This is a genomic window from Microbacterium forte (genome assembly GCF_031885415.1).
In the GTDB taxonomy this organism is placed as follows: Bacteria; Actinomycetota; Actinomycetes; order Actinomycetales; family Microbacteriaceae; genus Microbacterium; species Microbacterium forte.
On record NZ_CP116871.1, the window covers coordinates 2787784 to 2804071 of the forward strand.

Annotated in this window: 16 protein-coding genes; 8 read left to right on the plus strand and 8 right to left on the minus strand. The window is 69.0% G+C overall.

The annotated features are described in order from the left end of the window. Positions 1-91 precede the first annotated feature (91 nt). Positions 92-1258, plus strand: coding sequence for an anhydro-N-acetylmuramic acid kinase (locus OB895_RS13490; RefSeq protein WP_079113696.1), 1167 nt, complete (start codon positions 92-94; stop codon positions 1256-1258). 27 nt (positions 1259-1285) lie between these two features. Here the strand turns inward: OB895_RS13490 and OB895_RS13495 are convergent, their stop codons facing one another. Genes OB895_RS13495 through OB895_RS13515 form a run of 5 tightly spaced genes read right to left on the minus strand, consistent with a single transcriptional unit; the run spans position 1286 to position 3835 of the window. Further along, the gene (locus OB895_RS13495; RefSeq protein ID WP_194285971.1) at positions 1286-1453 is read right to left on the minus strand and encodes a hypothetical protein; all 168 of its coding nucleotides are present in this window, start codon (positions 1451-1453) and stop codon (positions 1286-1288) included. Continuing rightward, positions 1450-2019, minus strand: a complete 570-nt coding sequence (locus OB895_RS13500) for a YdeI/OmpD-associated family protein (RefSeq protein WP_079113695.1) — start codon at positions 2017-2019, stop codon at positions 1450-1452. Before OB895_RS13500 ends, OB895_RS13495 begins: the two co-directional genes overlap by 4 nt. A gap of 1 nt (position 2020) precedes the next feature. Then, positions 2021-2830: an HAD-IIA family hydrolase gene (locus tag OB895_RS13505; RefSeq protein ID WP_042541273.1), complete on the minus strand. Its 810-nt coding sequence runs from the start codon at positions 2828-2830 to the stop codon at positions 2021-2023. Between the two features lie 55 nt (positions 2831-2885). After that, a complete protein-coding gene (locus OB895_RS13510; RefSeq protein WP_042541275.1) occupies positions 2886-3518 on the minus strand; it encodes a metal-dependent transcriptional regulator in 633 nt (210 codons plus the stop codon). A 14-nt stretch (positions 3519-3532) separates the two neighbouring features. Further along, positions 3533-3835, minus strand: coding sequence for a hypothetical protein (locus OB895_RS13515; protein WP_042541277.1), 303 nt, complete (start codon positions 3833-3835; stop codon positions 3533-3535). Between the two features lie 158 nt (positions 3836-3993). On the opposite strand from OB895_RS13515, the gene OB895_RS13520 reads away from it, so the two are divergent. Continuing rightward, the gene (locus tag OB895_RS13520; RefSeq protein WP_079113694.1) at positions 3994-6555 is read left to right on the plus strand and encodes a rhamnogalacturonan lyase; all 2562 of its coding nucleotides are present in this window, start codon (positions 3994-3996) and stop codon (positions 6553-6555) included. Between the two features lie 122 nt (positions 6556-6677). Here the strand turns inward: OB895_RS13520 and OB895_RS13525 are convergent, their stop codons facing one another. Then, positions 6678-7967 (minus strand): Nramp family divalent metal transporter, encoded by a 1290-nt coding sequence (locus OB895_RS13525; RefSeq protein ID WP_079113693.1) that lies wholly within the window; start codon positions 7965-7967, stop codon positions 6678-6680. A 70-nt stretch (positions 7968-8037) separates the two neighbouring features. Between OB895_RS13525 and OB895_RS13530 the strand changes: the two genes are divergently transcribed. Next, positions 8038-8697: a TrmH family RNA methyltransferase gene (locus OB895_RS13530; RefSeq protein ID WP_194285970.1), complete on the plus strand. Its 660-nt coding sequence runs from the start codon at positions 8038-8040 to the stop codon at positions 8695-8697. Between the two features lie 70 nt (positions 8698-8767). Beyond that, complete coding sequence (locus tag OB895_RS13535) at positions 8768-9235, plus strand: VOC family protein (RefSeq protein ID WP_153302259.1); 468 nt, start codon at positions 8768-8770, stop codon at positions 9233-9235. A gap of 2 nt (positions 9236-9237) precedes the next feature. On the opposite strand, the gene OB895_RS13540 is transcribed toward OB895_RS13535, so the two are convergent. Continuing rightward, complete coding sequence (locus tag OB895_RS13540; RefSeq protein WP_056374550.1) at positions 9238-10557, minus strand: MATE family efflux transporter; 1320 nt, start codon at positions 10555-10557, stop codon at positions 9238-9240. Positions 10558-10671: 114 nt separating this feature from the next. Between OB895_RS13540 and OB895_RS13545 the strand changes: the two genes are divergently transcribed. The 4 genes from OB895_RS13545 to OB895_RS13560 all read left to right on the plus strand — a co-directional run bounded on the left by OB895_RS13545 (position 10672) and on the right by OB895_RS13560 (position 14797). Then, complete coding sequence (locus OB895_RS13545; protein ID WP_079113692.1) at positions 10672-11229, plus strand: DnaJ family domain-containing protein; 558 nt, start codon at positions 10672-10674, stop codon at positions 11227-11229. Between the two features lie 63 nt (positions 11230-11292). Continuing rightward, positions 11293-13257: a M13 family metallopeptidase gene (locus OB895_RS13550; protein WP_079113691.1), complete on the plus strand. Its 1965-nt coding sequence runs from the start codon at positions 11293-11295 to the stop codon at positions 13255-13257. 179 nt (positions 13258-13436) lie between these two features. Next, positions 13437-14360 (plus strand): serine hydrolase, encoded by a 924-nt coding sequence (locus tag OB895_RS13555; protein WP_042541288.1) that lies wholly within the window; start codon positions 13437-13439, stop codon positions 14358-14360. 41 nt (positions 14361-14401) lie between these two features. After that, positions 14402-14797 (plus strand): hypothetical protein, encoded by a 396-nt coding sequence (locus OB895_RS13560; RefSeq protein ID WP_056374541.1) that lies wholly within the window; start codon positions 14402-14404, stop codon positions 14795-14797. Between the two features lie 19 nt (positions 14798-14816). Here OB895_RS13560 and OB895_RS13565 read toward each other — a convergent pair whose 3' ends face one another. Then, the gene (locus tag OB895_RS13565) at positions 14817-16259 is read right to left on the minus strand and encodes an MFS transporter (protein ID WP_079113690.1); all 1443 of its coding nucleotides are present in this window, start codon (positions 16257-16259) and stop codon (positions 14817-14819) included. Positions 16260-16288 lie beyond the last annotated feature (29 nt).

Below are 16288 nucleotides of genomic sequence, written 5' to 3' on the forward strand. Positions count from 1 at the left end.
CATTCTGCAGTATTACGGGTTCGACATGGATTCCGTTCGCCTCCCTAACAAATCGGCCTTACGCTCATAGCAGGCGACGGAAGGAACACGCATGCGCATACTCGGACTGCTCTCGGGCACCTCGCACGACGGCATCGACGTCACGGTCGTGGATTTCGAGGAGAGCGATGGCGCGCTGCACGGCACGGTGCTGCACGAGGACAGCATCCCGTACGCGCCAGACCTCCGTGCTCGACTCGTCGCCGCGCTGCCCCCGTCGCCCACGACCCTCGCCGAGGTCTGCGAACTCGACACTCTGATCGGGCAGGCCTTCGCCGAGGTCGCCGCGGCGGCATCCGACGCGGTCGGGGGAGTGGATGCCGTGTGCACGCACGGGCAGACCGTCTTCCACTGGGTCGCCGACGGCCACGCGCTCGGCACGCTGCAGATCGGCCAGCCGGCATGGATCGCCGAGCGGGTGGGCGCGCCGGTCGTGTCGGACGTGCGCATCCGCGACATCACCGCCGGCGGACACGGCGCTCCGCTGGTGTCGTTCCTCGACGAGCTGCTGCTGCGTGGCCGAGCGGGCGTCTCGGCGGCCGTCAATCTCGGCGGCATCGCGAACATGACCGTGGTGGGCGCCGACGGGCTCTCGGCGTATGACATCGGTCCGGCGAACGCGCTGGTCGACGCCGTCGTCGTGGCGGAAGGCCTGAACGAGCGCGGGTACGACGCGGACGCCGCGATCGCCCGCACCGGAACGGTCGACGAGGCGCTGCTGGCCACGCTCCTCGCCGACCCCTATTACGCGCTCCCCGCCCCGAAGAGCACGGGCAAGGAGCACTTCCACCTCGACTATGTGCGTGCTCACATCGATCGCATGACCGCAGACGGACGAGAGATCTCACTCCCCGACCTCGTGCGCACCCTCACGGAACTCACCGTCCGCACGGTGGCTCAGGACGTGCGTGCCGCCGGTATCCGATTCCTGGCCGTCTCCGGGGGCGGATGCCACAACCCGCTGATCATGCAGGGTCTGCGCGATGCTCTCCCCGGCGTCGAGGTCGTGCTCGCCGATGAGCTCGGTGCCCCGGTGGACAGCAAGGAGGCGATCCTGTTCGCACTGATCGGGTGGTGCACCATGCACGGAGTCGCCGCGGTGACGCCCGGCGGCACGGGAGCGCGCGAGCCGCGCATCCTCGGCACGATCACGCCGGGTGCGGGGCCGCTGCGGATGCCGGAACCGGTCGAGCGCGTGCGCAGTCTGACGCTGCGCTGATCCACGTCGGGTGCGAAACGCCGCCGGTCAGCGCTTGCGGTCGTCGTCGTCCCAGGGGCCTTCCCACCAGCCGGCGCGGCCGTCGCCGTCGCCTCCGCCGCGGCGACGGGAGCGGACGAACTGCACGATGAACACGGTGAGCGAGCTGAGCAGGATCACGAAGATCACCAGGAACAGCAGGTCGGACTGGTTCATGGGCGCTTCCCTTCGGCGGCATCCGCCACGATCTTCGCGATCCGGGCGGATCGCGTCTCTGCACGCTTGGCCATCGCGATGTGCGTCAGGCCGAACTTCTTGACCGACTTCGGGAAGGCGTCCCAGTTGGCTCGTGCAGCGGGCACGGCATCCAGCGCCTCGGTCAGCTCCGGCGGCTCGATGCCCGCCTCCGGTCCGTCGAGCAGAGTCCACGACCCGTCGGCCTTGGCGGTCTCGAGCACGCGGATGCCGGCGGGCGCGAGCAGCCCGGCGGCCTCGAGGTCGATCAGCCGCGCCTTGTTGGTCGCCGCCCACCCGCTGCCGCGTCGGCGGGGCGAGAACCACTGACCCACGGTCTCGTCGTCGAGCGTGCGCACGGGGCCGTCGATCCATCCGAAGCACAGAGCCTGACGCACGGCGTCGTCGTATCCCACCCTGCCCTCGTTCTGACCGCGCACGCTCAACAGCCAGACGCCCGAGGTGCGCTCGTGATGCTCTTCGAGCCAGGCGCGCCAGGCGGCCGCATCCGCTGCGACGACCCGTTCTCCTTCGTCGAGCGCGCCCATCTCAGTCCTCGTCGAGCGTCGGAATCGACTCGGTGACCGTCGGCAGCAGATCGGCGACCGAGTCGACGATCTCGTCGGGGCGGAACGGGTACTTCTCAACCTCGGCCTCGTCGCTGATGCCCGTCATGACGAGCACGGTGTGCAGTCCTGCCTCGATGCCGGCGATGATGTCGGTGTCCATGCGGTCGCCGATCATGCCGGTCTTCTTCGAGTGCGCGCCGATCTTGTTGAGGGCCGAGCGGAACATCATCGGGTTCGGCTTGCCGACGACATACGGCTCCTTGCCCGTGGCCTTGGTGATCAGGGCCGCGATCGCGCCCGTCGCCGGCATCACGCCGTCGGCTGACGGCCCGGTGGCATCCGGGTTCGTGACGATGAAGCGCGCGCCCTTGATGATGAGCCGGATCGCCTTGGTGATCGCCTCGAACGAGTAGTTGCGGGTCTCGCCGACGACCACGAAGTCGGGGTTCGTCTCGGTCATGATGAAGCCGGCCTCGTGCAGCGCCGTGAGGATGCCCGCCTCGCCGATCACGAAGGCCGAGCCGCCGGGCAACTGCTGCGCGAGGAAGTCGGCCGTCGCCAGTGCCGAGGTCCAGATCCGCTCCTCGGGCACGATGAGCCCGCTGGCGCGGAGGCGGGCCGACAGGTCACGCGCCGTGAAGATCGAGTTGTTCGTCAGCACGAGGTAGGGGATCTCGTTCTGCTCCCACCCTGCGAGCAGCTCGGACGCTCCGGGGATGGCATCGTTCTCATGAACGAGCACGCCGTCCATGTCGGTCAGCCAGCATTCGATGTTGTCGCGGTGTGCCATGTGCACAGCCTATGCGGCGGCGGTTACGGGCAGGTGTCAGGTTCTGACGAGGTTCTCAGGCGCTGAGCCAGACGACCTGTGCGGCGCCGTCGGGGAGCTCGGTCGCGGTGCCCTCGAGTTCGATGCCCGTGGGGGTCGTCGTGATGTTCGCGGCGACGGTGACGCCCGCCCCCTCGAGAGCACGCAGCAGTTCCGGGTCTCGGTCGTCGACGCGCAGCACGCGTCCGACGTGCCCCGACGGCGCATCGGCGAGAAGCACGAAGGGCTCGCGTTCGACGACGCCTGCGGCATCGGGGATCGCGTCGCCGTGCGGGTCGAACCGCGGGCGTCCGAGGCGTGCGTCGATGCCCTCGAGCAGACGGTCGCTGATCGTGTGCTCGAGCACCTCGGCTTCGTCGTGCACCTCGTCCCATCCGTAGCCGAACTCCTGCACCAGCCAGGTCTCGATCAGGCGGTGCCGACGCACCATGGCCAGAGCTCGCTGCGTGCCGGCATCCGTCAGCCGCACCGCGCCGTATGGGACGTGCGAGACGAGCCCGGCGGCGGCGAGCTTCTTGACCATCTCGGTGACCGACGACGGGGCGATGCCCAGCTTCGCCGCGAGCACCGAGGGGGTGATCGGCGCGTCCTGCCATTCGGTGTGCGCGTAGACGGTCTTCAGGTAGTCGTCTGCTGCAGGGGATGCCACGGGTCCAGCCTAGATCAGGGGTTCGCGACGTCGACGAGGATGCCGAAGGCGACCTGCCCCGCGAAGAAGATGATGAGGAACCCGAGCAGGGCGGCGAAGAGCGAGAGCCGACCGTCGAACCCCTCGATCTCGGCGATGCCGATCTTGCGGGCGCGGAAGGCCAGCACGAGGGTCGCGATGCCCAGGGCGAGCTGCACCCAGGGGCCGCCGAAGGGCAGCACGGTGGGGAAGGCGACGAGCAGCCCGCCGATCACGCCGGTCGCGATGCCGATCCAGGTGAGGATGCGGACGTTGCGGCGCGCGGTTTCGGCAGACATCCTTCGAGCCTAACCGTCGGAGCACTCCGCCGCGCACGCTGTGAATCGTGTCAATCGGCCCGGATTCCTTGACGGGGGACGAGCTCTGCGGGTAGCTTCGACCGGGCACGGGAAAACGCTATCCGAGCGGGCGCCATGCCCAGAGAAGGATTTCGACGATGAATATCCGACACCAATCGTTCCGCGCCGTCGTGGCGGTGGCCGCAGTCGGCTGCCTCCTCGTGGGAGGCGCGCAGAGTGCGACGGCGGCGTCGCCCACAGCGCCGACGGCCGGTCGCCATGACTCCGGGCCGAAGACGCCACAGCTCGAGACGCTCGACCGCGGTCTTGTCGCCGTCTCGACCGCCGACGGTGTCTTCCTCAGCTGGAGACTGCTCGCCACCGAGGCGAGCGGTGCGACCGCCACGGGGCTCGCGGGTCCCGACTTCGCCGTCTACCGCGACGGAGCGAAGATCGCCACGATCACCGACAGCACGAACTACGCGGATGCCGACGGCGCGGCCGCATCGCAGTACTCCGTGGTGCCGGTGGTGAACGGCGTCGAGCTGACGGCATCCGCTTCGCCGTCCGTGTCTGCGTGGGCGGAGGGGCACTACGACCTTCCGCTGCAGAAGCCCGCCGACGGCGTCACACCGAAGGGCGAGGCCTACACCTACTCGGCCAACGATGTGTCGGTCGGCGACGTCGACGGCGACGGGCAGTACGAGTACGTCGTGAAGTGGGATCCCTCGAACTCGAAGGACGTCTCGCAGCGCGGCTACACGGGCCCCGTCTACCTCGACACCTACGAGCTCGATGGCACGCTGCTCAATCGCCTCGATCTCGGCGTGAACATCCGCGCCGGTGCGCACTACACGCAGTTCCTCGTCTACGACTTCGACGGCGACGGACGCTCCGAGACGATGCTGAAGACGGCCCCTGGCACGAAGTCCGTGCAGTACACCGCCGACGGCAGCGTCGCGAGCGAGTCGTACATCACGCTGCCGAAGGACGACCGCAAGGCGGGCTACTCGAACGACGACGACTACCGACTCAGCGCCGCGGACTACGAGCAGCACCTCGTCGAGATGTTCCTCGGCTGGAGTGAGCGGGCGGAGGTCGTGTCGGGTCAGTGGCCGGCCACTCTCGAAGAGGCGTGGGGCATGCCCGTCACGCACGAGTATCCGCTCTCGCCCGAGTCGGCGCAGGAGCTCGCCACGACCTTCATCGACGTGTACGCGCCCGGTCGCAGCGCTCGCAACCTGCTGCGAGAGTTCGAGGGCTTCATCGTCGACGGACCCGAGTACCTCACCGTCTTCGACAGCGCGACGGGCAAGGAGCTGCAGACCATCCCGTATCCGACCGAGCGCGGCGACGACGGCCTGCTGTGGGGCGACTACGCGATGTCGCGCATCGAGCCGGGCAACCGCGTCGACCGCTTCCTCGCGGGAGTCGGATACCTCGACGGCCAGCATCCGTCCGCCGTCTTCGCCCGCGGCTACTACACACGTACGACCGTCGCGGCCTTCGACTGGGACGGCAAGCGGCTGAAGGCCCGCTGGGATGTCGACAGCGGCCACGTGCCCCTGACGAACCCGTTCAACGACTCGCCGCACGGCCGCGACGGCAGCGACCCCGAGTTCGGCACGATCACGACGCAGGGCGATCACTCGCTGAGCTTCGCCGACGTGGATGGCGACGGCAGGCAGGAGCTCGTCTACGGTTCCGCGACGATCGACGACGACGGCAGCCTGCTGTACAGCTCGTTCGACGTGCTCCCCGAGGGCAGTGCGGATCCCGGAGCATCGGTGCGCCTGGGACACGGCGACGCGATGCACGTGACAGACATCGATCCGAGCCGCGCCGGTGTGGAGATCTGGACGGCTCATGAGGGTGCGACCAGCGCGCCGTACGGGTCGGTGATGCGCGATGCCGCCACGGGAGAGTCCCTCTTCGGCGCCTACTCGGGCCGAGACACGGGTCGGGCGATGATCGGCGACGTGCGGCCGGACGTGCCCGGCATCGAGGTGTGGTCGAGCATGCCGGGCGGCACGGAGGGCAGCGGTCTGCTCAGTGCGACGGGCGAGGTGCTGCAGGCGCAGACGCCCGGCACGAACATGTCGATCCGCTGGGCGGGCGACCTGACGACGCAGCTCGTCAACGGCAGCGGCGACCAGACGCCGACCATCGACGACTGGACGCGAGGCACTGTGCTCACCGCGACGGGCTCGCTCACCAACAACGGCACGAAGGGCAACCCCTCGCTCGTCGCCGATGTGCTGGGCGACTGGCGCGAGGAGCTGCTGGTGCGCACGGCCGACTCGAGCGCGCTGCGGTTCTTCACCACGACCGAGCCCACGGCGCACAAGCTCACGACCCTCATGCACGATGTGCAGTACCGGGCTGAGACCGCGCGTCAGCAGACGACCTACAACCAGCCGGCGTACACCTCGTTCTATCTCGCGAGCGACCTCGACTGGGCGAACGTGCCGGTGCTGACCGCCCCGACGGAGCCGAAGGCGCCGAAGTTCACCGACAAGCCGGGCACCTCTCGCGACGAGGTCAAGGTGCCGACGAACGTGAAGGGCGTCAGCTACTACGTGAACGGCGAGAAGGTCGAATCGCCGGGCGGCAAGGTGCGGGTCACCGGTGAGGTGACCGTCGTGGCGGTGCCGGACGCCGGCTACCGCATCGCCGACGGCGCGACCTCGCGATGGACGGAGAACCTCCGCTCTCGGTGACAGACCGCCGCCCCGAGTCGACTCTTCCCGTGCCGGCTCGGGGCGGTTCTGTGCGCCCTGCGTCTTGCGTCCTGACCTCTGCGTCTTGCGTCCCGGTGCCGGTCTGCTCGAGGGGCTGCGGTTCAGGCTCCGGTGAGCACCAGCCAGAGCAGGGCGCCGTTGAGGGCGATGAGCAGGACGGACGCGATGATGCCGGCCGCCGTCGTCCACAGGCGGTTCGCCCAGACGCCGAGTGTGCGGCGCTGAGCCGTGAGCGCGATGAGCGGGATCAGGGCGAAGGGGATGCCGAACGAGAGCACGACCTGGCTGAGCACGAGGGCGAGCGTCGAATCGAAGCCGATGCCGAGGATCACGAGCGCGGGGATCAGAGTCACCAGCCGACGCGCGAGCAGCGGGATGCGCACGTGCAGCAGTCCGTGCATGATCTCGGCCCCCGCGTAGGCGCCCACCGACGTCGAGGCGAGGCCCGAGGCCAGCAGCCCGACCGCGAAGAACGTCGCGACGACAGGACCGAGCCCTGCGGCCAGCGCGGCGTGCGCGCCTTCGAGCGAGTCGGTGCCCTCGACGCCGGCGAGGTTCGCGGCCGCGAGCAGCAGGATGCCGAGATTCACCGTACCCGCGATGACCATCGCGATCGAGACGTCCCACCGGGTCGCGGTGAGCAGGCGACGGATGCGCGAGGTCTCCGTGCGCACGGCCTCCGTCGGCGCATCGGTCGTCGTCGAGCCGAAGCGGTCTCGGGTGAGCGACGAGTGGGCGTAGATCGCGTGCGGCATGATCGTGGCGCCGAGGATGGATGCGGCGAGCAGCACCGATCCGGTGTCCTCGAAGCGGGGCACGAGGCCGCCGACGATGCTCGAGGCGTCGGGCGGGGCGACGAAGAGGCCCGCGATGAAACCCACGGTGATGATCACCATGAGCGCGATGATCACGAACTCGAAGGGTCGGGGCCCTCGACGGCTCTGCACCGCCAGCAGGATCATCGACACCGCCCCGGTGATGATCCCGCCGAGCAGCAGGGGGATGTCGAACAGCAGATACAGAGCGACGGCGCCGCCGATGACCTCGGCCAGATCGGTCGCCATCGCGACGAGCTCGGCCTGCAGCCAGTACGCGCGTCGTGCCCACGGGTTCTTCAGTCGCGTTCCCAGCACTTCGGGCAGGCTCTGACCGGTGACGACTCCGAGTTTGGCCGAGAGGTACTGGATCAGCCAGGCCATGATGTTGCCGGCGACCACGACCCACACGAGCAGGTACCCGTACTGCGCGCCCGCGGTCATATTGCTCGCGACATTGCCCGGATCGAGATACGCGACGCCGGCCACCAGTGCGGGGCCGAGAAGCCAGAGGCTGCGGGGCGCTGTGGCGCGAGCGGTCGGCGCAGCCGTCTCGAGTGCGGAATTTTTAGGCATGCCGAAATCGTAGCGGATTTTTCGGTGTACCTAAATATGTTGTGCGGGGCTCGGCGGATAGCCTGGCGGAATGGAAGAGCAGGCGGCCGCGGATGCAGCAGAGACAGGCGGATCGTCGGCGCAGCCCGGCTACGGAGTGGGGCCGTGGCCCGGAGGCGAGGCGGAATGGCCCGCGGGAGAGCAGTACGACCCTGAGCTGCTGACGGTCGGCGACACGCGCAATGTGATCGATCGCTACCGCTACTGGCGGATGGACGCGATCGTCGCCGACCTCGACACCAGACGGCATCCGTTCCACGTCGCGATCGAGAACTGGCAGCACGACATGAACATCGGCTCGATCGTGCGCAGCGCCAACGCGTTCCTCGCCGATACCGTGCACATCATCGGGCGGCGCCGCTGGAACAGACGGGGCGCCATGGTCACCGACCGCTACCAGCACGTCGTGCACCATGAGGACGTGGAGACGTTCACCGCCTGGGCCGCGGCAGAGGGGCTGCCGGTCATCGCGGTCGACAACGTCGACGGCGCAGTGCCGGTCGACCGCGCCGACCTGCCGCAGCGCTGCGTGCTGCTGTTCGGCCAGGAGGGGCCGGGGCTGTCGGATGCCGCGCTCGCCGCGGCGTCGGCCCATATCGAGATCACGCAGTACGGCTCGACGCGATCGATCAACGCCAGCGCGGCAGCCGCCGTGATCATGTACGAGTGGTGCCGGAGGCACGCGGGCTGACAGGTGGGCGGACCCTCTCGACACGGCGGCTGCGCGGGCGTAGCGTGAGTGCCGATCTGAGGAGGTCGACATGGCAGAGATCAGTCGCATCCGCCCGTTCCTCTGGTTCGACGGTCAGGCGCAGGAGGCGATGGAGTACTACGTCTCGGTGTTCCCGAACTCGTCGATCGACCAGGTGGTGCTCTACCCCGACGAATCGCTCGATCGACACTTCGAAGGGATGACCGGCAAGGTCCTCAACGGCGACTTCACGCTGAACGGCTCGCCGTTCGGATGCCTCGACGGCGGACCTGAGTTCGCGTTCAACGAGTCGATCTCGTTCGTGATCGGATGCGAGGACCAGGCCGAGATCGACCACTACTGGCAGGCGCTCTCGGCCGTGCCGGAGTCGGAGGCATGCGGCTGGTGCAAGGACAGGTTCGGCGTCAGCTGGCAGGTCGTGCCCGCAGGCCTCGATCTGCTGCAGCAGAGGCCGGAGCAGATCCAGGCGCTCATGCACATGAAGAAGATCGTGATCGCCGAACTCGAGAACGCCTGATCTCAGACCCCGGCAGTGACCCAGCGTCCCGAGCGCACGCGCCAGCCGAGGGTGGCCAGCCGAGCGAGCAGGTACACCCCGAAGAACGCGACCGAGAGCCAGACGAGACCTGCGGTGTCGTCGACGCCGGTCGCGGCGATGACCCAGAGTGCCGGGAGGAACGGCAGGAGGTTCAGGCCACCCGCGATCGCGAGATAGCGCGCGTCGTTCGCACCCATCAGCACCCCGTCGAGCACGAAGACGACACCCGCGATCGGCTGCGCGACCGCGAGGATGAGGAGCGCAGGCTGCACGAGCGCGGCGATCGACGGATCGCCCGTGAACACGATGCCGAGCACACCCGAGAGCGCCGCGATGAGCGCGCCGACCACGACGCCGAACCACACTCCCCAGGCGACCGTGCGTCTGAGCACCCGGTGCACCTGCCGTTCGTCGCCCGCGCCGAGCTCCTTGCCGATCAGTGCCTGGGCCGCGATCGCGAGGGCATCCAGTGCGAACGCGGCCGCCGAGAAGATGGTGAAGACGATCTGCCACCCGGCGAGTTCCTCCGTGCCGATGCCCGTGGCGACCGCGACGGTCGCCAACAGCGCAGCCCGCAGGCTCACCGTGCGCAGGAACAGCCAGCCGCCCGAACGCGCAGTGCTGCCCATGCCCGCTCGCTGCGCCATCAGCGACGCATCGTGCTTCGCGGCGAGGCGCCGGATCACCAGCACGTAGGCGCCGACCATGCCCCACTGGGCGACGACCGTGCCGGCCGCCGACCCGGCGATGCCCCAGCCCAGCCCGTAGATGAACAGCACGTTGAGCAGCGCGTTCGCGCCGAAGCCGATGCCGGCGATCCACAGGGGCGTCATGGTGTCCTGCATCCCGCGGAGCAGTCCGGTGGCGGCGAACACGATGAGCATCGCCGGGAGCCCCCACATCGAGACGACCAGATAGGCGTTGGCGTCGGCGGCCACGGCCTCGCTCGCGCCGAACAGCGACACGAGCCACGGCGAGGCGACCGCCCCGGCCGCGGCGAGCACGGCCCCGATCGCCAGCGCCAGCCACATGCCGTTGATCCCGACCGAGACGGCCTCGCCCGGCCGGCCGGCGCCGAACAGCCTGGCGACGGCCGGGGTCGTCGAGTAGGCGAGGAAGACCATGAGCCCGACGATCGTCTGCAGCACCGCACCCGCGATGCCGAGCCCGGCGAGCGGCGTCGTGCCGAGGTGCCCGACCAGGGCGGCGTCGACGATGAGGAACGCGGGCTCCGCCATCAGGGCGCCGAGCGCGGGGACGGCGAGGCGCAGGATCTCACGATTGAGAGTGCGCTCGGTCATCCTCCGAGCCTATGGGCTGGCGCCGACCTCAGAGCGTCCAGCGCGCCCGCACTCGGCCCGCCGGATCCCGTGCAGTCGTACCCTGGAGGAATCCCGGATGCGACGGAGGCGCCCATGACGGATCCACGAGAGGCCGCGGCGAGGTACCGCGCGCGACAGCAGAGTGAGAACGCCGGCGAGGACGCCGAATCCGGCACGGCACCGGGCATCGCCGCAGCCACCGACCGGGCCGCCTTCATCGAGACGGCGATCCAGGTCGCGATCCGCAGGGGCGACTTCGACGATCTCCCCGGAGCCGGCAAGCCGCTCGAGGGTCTCGGCACGCACCACGACCCGGACTGGTGGATCCGGCGCAAGATCGAGCAGGAGAACCTGACGGGTCTCGGTCCGCCCGCCATCCTGCTCCGGACCGAGAACCGAGAGCTCGACGACCAGCTCGACCTGCTCGGTCGCGAGGTCGACGTGCGGGAGGTGCTCGAGGACTTCAACCGTCGGGTCATCGAGGCTCGACGTCAGCTGCAGGGCGGACCGCCCGTCGTGACGGAGCCTCGCGACATCGACGCCGAGGTGGCCGCGTGGGCCGAGCGTCGTGCGGCGCGCCTGGCCGCCCGGCCGACGCCGGAGTCGATCCAGCCGCGCACGCGTCGCTTCGGCATCCGTCGCCGGGGCTGAGGTCGGCGAGGACCGCCAGCCCGTTCCCGCCCGAATGTCGGAGCGACGCCTAGGCTGGTCGGCATGACCGACGTGCTTCCCTCTGGCCTTGAGACCTCCGAGTTCAGCTCCGACATCCGCCCGCAGGACGACCTGTACCGCCATGTCAACGGCGCATGGCTCGCCCGCACCGAGATCCCCGGCGACAAGGCGCGCTGGGGCTCGTTCCATCTGCTCGCCGAGCAGGCCGAGAAGGACGTCAGGGCGATCATCGAGGAGTCGCAGGATGCCGAATCGGGCACCCTCGCCCGCAAGATCGGCGACCTGTTCGCGAGCTTCATGGACACCGAGCGCATCGCCGAGGCCGGTGTCACGCCGCTCGCCGAGACCCTCGCCGAGATCGAGGGGATCGATGACATCCCCGCGTTCCTGCGCACCGTCGGCGCCTACGACCGCGACGGTCGCGCGCACCTGATCGGGTTCTACGTCGACGGCGACCCCGGAAATCCCGAGCGCTACCTTCCGGTGATCGTGCAGTCCGGCCTGTCGCTGCCGGACGAGAGCTACTTCAGACTCGACACCTTCGCCGAGACCCGAGCGGCCTACCGCGCCCACCTCGAGCGTCTGCTGGCGCTCGCCGGTGTCGCCGATGCCGCGGGCACCGCCGACCGCTCGATCGCCCTCGAGACCGAGCTCGCGGGCCACCACTGGGACAACGTGCGCAGTCGCGACGCCGTCGCCACCTACAACCTCAAGACATGGGCCGAGATCCAGGAGCTCGCCGGTGTCGACCTCGAGCCGTGGCGCGACTCCGTCGCGCCGGCCCACCCCGAGGCCTTCGCCGAGGTGGTCGTCTCGCAGCCGAGCTTCCTCGAAGGGCTCGGATCGCTGCTCACCCCCGAGCGCCTCGACGACTGGAAGGCCTGGCTGCGCGCGCAGGTCGTTCACGCGGCGGCTCCGTATCTCACCGACGACTTCGTGCAGGAGAACTTCTCGTTCTACGGCACCGAGCTGACCGGCGTCCCCTCGATCCGCGAGCGGTGGAAGCGCGGCGTCTCGGTGACCGAGGGCGCGCTGAGCGAGGCGATCGGCAAGGTGTACGTCGAGCGGCACTACCCGCCGACGGCGAAGGCGGCGATGGACGAGCTCGTCGCGAACCTCATCGAGGCCTATCGGCAGAGCATCACCGACCTCGAGTGGATGACGGCCGAGACCCGCGAGCGAGCTCTCGCCAAGCTCGACTCGTTCACGCCGAAGATCGGCCACCCCGCCGTCTGGCGCGACTATTCGAGCCTCGAGATCGACCGCGCCGACCTGTTCGGCAACGTGCGGCGAGCGGCGATCTTCGAGCACGACCGCAACGTCGCGAAGGTGGGAAAGCCGATCGACCGGGACGAGTGGCACATGCCGCCGCAGATGGTCAACGCGTACTACAACCCGTCGATGAACGAGATCGTGTTCCCGGCGGCGATCCTGCAGTATCCGTTCTTCGATGCGTCGCGTGATGCGGCTGCCAACTACGGCGGGATCGGCGCGGTCATCGGCCATGAGATCGGTCACGGATTCGACGACCAGGGCAGCCGCTACGACGGAGACGGCAAGCTCGAGGACTGGTGGACGGATGCGGATCGCACGGCGTTCGAGCAGCGCACCAAGGCACTGATCGCGCAGTACGACGAGCTCGTGCCCGAAGGCCTCGACGCCGAGCATCACGTCAACGGCGCCCTGACGATCGGCGAGAACATCGGCGACCTGGGCGGCCTCGGCATCGCGCTCAAGGCCTACGAGATCGCGCTCGGCGGAGAGGAGGCCCCGGTCATCGACGGCTACACGGGCGTGCAGCGCCTTCTTCTGTCGTGGGCGCAGGTCTGGCAGCAGAAGAGCCGCGACGCCGAGACACTGCGACTGCTCACGATCGACCCGCACTCGCCGAACGAGTTCCGCTGCAACCAGATCGTCCGCAACATCGACGCCTTCTACGAGGCGTTCGACGTCTCCGAATCCGACGCGCTGTGGCTGCCGCAGGGTTCGCGAGTGACGATCTGGTGAGTCGTTCTCTATAACCGATCAGGTGTCGACGGGTGCCCTGCTGTCTCCTGGATGACGATCTGATGACCGTATACCGGAGTATGTAGGGCATCCTCACCTGACGGGGTTACGATATCGGTGCTGCGGAGGATGGACACCGCAGCATCCCGCCAATCCAACCCCCCTATTAAGGATCACGCGTGGGTGCTTCCGAGCCTGCCGACGGCCCGCCACTGGCCTCGCTGCGCCGCTCTCAGCGGCCCAGCCGACGCTTGCCGCGTCGTGCGGCCTCGGGGCGGCGGTCGTTCACTTCGACCCTCCGGGCGCTCGAACAGCTCGCGGACGCGGGCGCGCAGGTGTCGGTTCATGTCGTCGATCTCGACAACCACACGCATGTCCTCTCCGGCGATGACCATGTGACCATGCCTGTCGCGGGGCTCGGGGTCGTACCGCTGCTGATCGAGGTGGCGGCAGCGTTCGATGCAGGCACCCTCGACCCGCTCGAGATCGTCGAGCGCACCGCCGTCGAGTCGGTGTCGACCTCGGGTCTCTGGCGACACCTGCATGCGCCCGCGCTGCCGCTCGAAGATCTCGCCGTGCTCGCGGCGACAGCCGGTGACCCGATCGCGGTCAACGCCCTGTTGCAGCGGGTCGGTCACGATCGCGTGCGTGAGCGCATCGAGGCCCTCGGACTCCGCCGCACAGCCCTTCTCGATCGATTCCGCGACGAGCGCGGTCCCGACGACGCGCCCCAGGTCGCCGTGGGTTCCGCGCGCGAATTCGCCGGACTCTTCTCGGCACTCGTGAACTCGCAGGTGGTGGGCGCCTCGGTGAGCGCTCAGGTGTCCGAGTGGCTCAGTCTGAATCAGGACCTGAGCCTGGTGGCCTCGTCGACGGGCCTCGATCCCTTCGCTCACGACCACGACGCCCACGGTCTGCTGTTCATCAACAAGACCGGGCGCGATCGCGGCGTGCGGGCAGAGGCGGGAGTCCTCGCCGGGCCACGCGCCGGCGTCGCCTATTCCCTGATCGTCTGCTTCGACGACCTGTCGATCACGCACCGGCTTCGTGCACACGATGCCTTCCGCGTGCTCGGGGTCGAGCTCATGGAGTACACGCACTGAGCTCACGGGCGCCCTCGCCGCGGCGTCGCTAGCCTGGAGGCATGCCCCGCCCCGATTGGACTCCGCACCGCCGTGACGACGGCGAGCTGCTCGGATGGATCCACCCCGACGGCGACGAGTGGGTGGCCGTCGACGTGCTGGGTCGCCCGGTCTCCGGTCCCACCGAGTGGCTCGACGCCGAGACCGCGCTCGAGGAGCGGGGGATCGGCTGGCTCGCCGATCCGTGGATGCTCGAGGGTGAAGCCGACAGGCCTCTTCGCGTGCGCATCCTCGAGGTCACTCCCGACGACGAAGGCGTTCCCGGACGCATCGTCGTGAAGATCGACGACTTCGGCGACATGGCGCGTCCGCCCGTGCAGCAGTACGTGCTCGAGTGGCCGATCCCTGCGCGGTTGCGAGCGCCGACGACGGGCGATCCCGATCCGCGCGTGCTCTGATCGCGATCCTGGCTGACGGCTAGCCGGGCAGCGACGGATGCTGCTCTGCTGCACGCTGCCGGGGGATGAACAGCGACAGCACCAGAGCGACGATCCCGGCCCCGATCGCCAGCCAGAAGCACAGATCGAACGCCGCCCTTGTGGGCACCGAGACCCCGCCGACGTCGATGCTCATGGCGGCGAGCACCCCGCCCATCACGGCGGACGCACTCGACGTGCCGATCGAGCGGAAGAGCGCGTTCAGTCCGTTCGAGGCACCCGTCTCGTTCGCGGGCACCGATCGCATGATGATCATCGGCATGGCGGCGAACGTGAATCCGATGCCGACGCCGATCAGCAGGTTGCCGACGAGGATGTGCCAGACCTCGCTCGACCACAGCAGCACGAACACGTAGGCGAGCACGATCGCCGCGGCGCCGACGGTGAACAGCGGGCGAGGCCCGACGGTGCGCTCGAGCCAGCCCGACAGCGGAGAGATCACCATCATCACGAGACCCGCCGGCATGATCACGAGTGCGGCGGAGACCATGTCGAGTCCGAAGCCCGCACCGGAGGCGGTCGGGCCCTCGAGCAGCTGCGGGAAAGTCACGTTCGACGCGAACAGGGCGAAGCCCATGCCGATCGCGGCGATGTTGGTGAACAGCACGGCGGGGCGGGCAGCGACGCGCAGATCGAGCAGCGGATCCTTCGTGCGCAGCTGATACCACCCCCACACCAGCAGCACCCCCACGCCTCCGATGATGCATGCGAGGGTCAGCGGTGCCGTCCAGCCCCACTCCGCGCCGCGCGAGACGAACAGCAGGATGCCGGTGAGGCCGATCGCGAGTCCGATCGCGCCGATCACGTCGAGGCGCCCGGGGAACCGCAGCACATCCTCGGGGATCACGAGCAGCACGAGGGCGAGGCCGATGACGCCGAGAGCGGCCGCGAGCCAGAACAGCCAGTGCCAGTCGGCGTTCACCGCGAGCAGGGCGGCCACCGGCATCCCGATCGCACCGCCCACGCCCATCGTCGCGCTCATCAGGGCGACGGCGGTGCCCAGGCGTTCGGGCGGCAGCACGTCGCGCATGATGGCGATGCCCAGCGGGACCACACCGGTCACCGCCCCCTGCAGCGCCCGGCCGATGATCACGCCGACGATCGAGCCGGACAGCGCGGCGATCAGCGACCCGAGGATCAGCAGTCCGAGCAGCACGATCACGACGCGGCGCTTGCCGTACATGTCGCCCAGTCGGCCGGAGATCGGGGTGGCGACCGCGGCGACGAGCAGCGTGATCGTGACGACCCAGGTGGTGTCCTCGCGGGATGCGTTCAGCAGGTGAGGAAGCTCGGCCTGCAGCGGCACGACCAGTGTGAACATGAACGACGAGCAGAGACCGGCGAACGCCAGCACCGCGACGATCGCCCACTTCGGTGATGTCCGGGAGAGTCTTCTGCGCGCGCGATCGTCGTTCTCTCCCATCGCTTCAGGCTATCGGCGTCTGAGACACC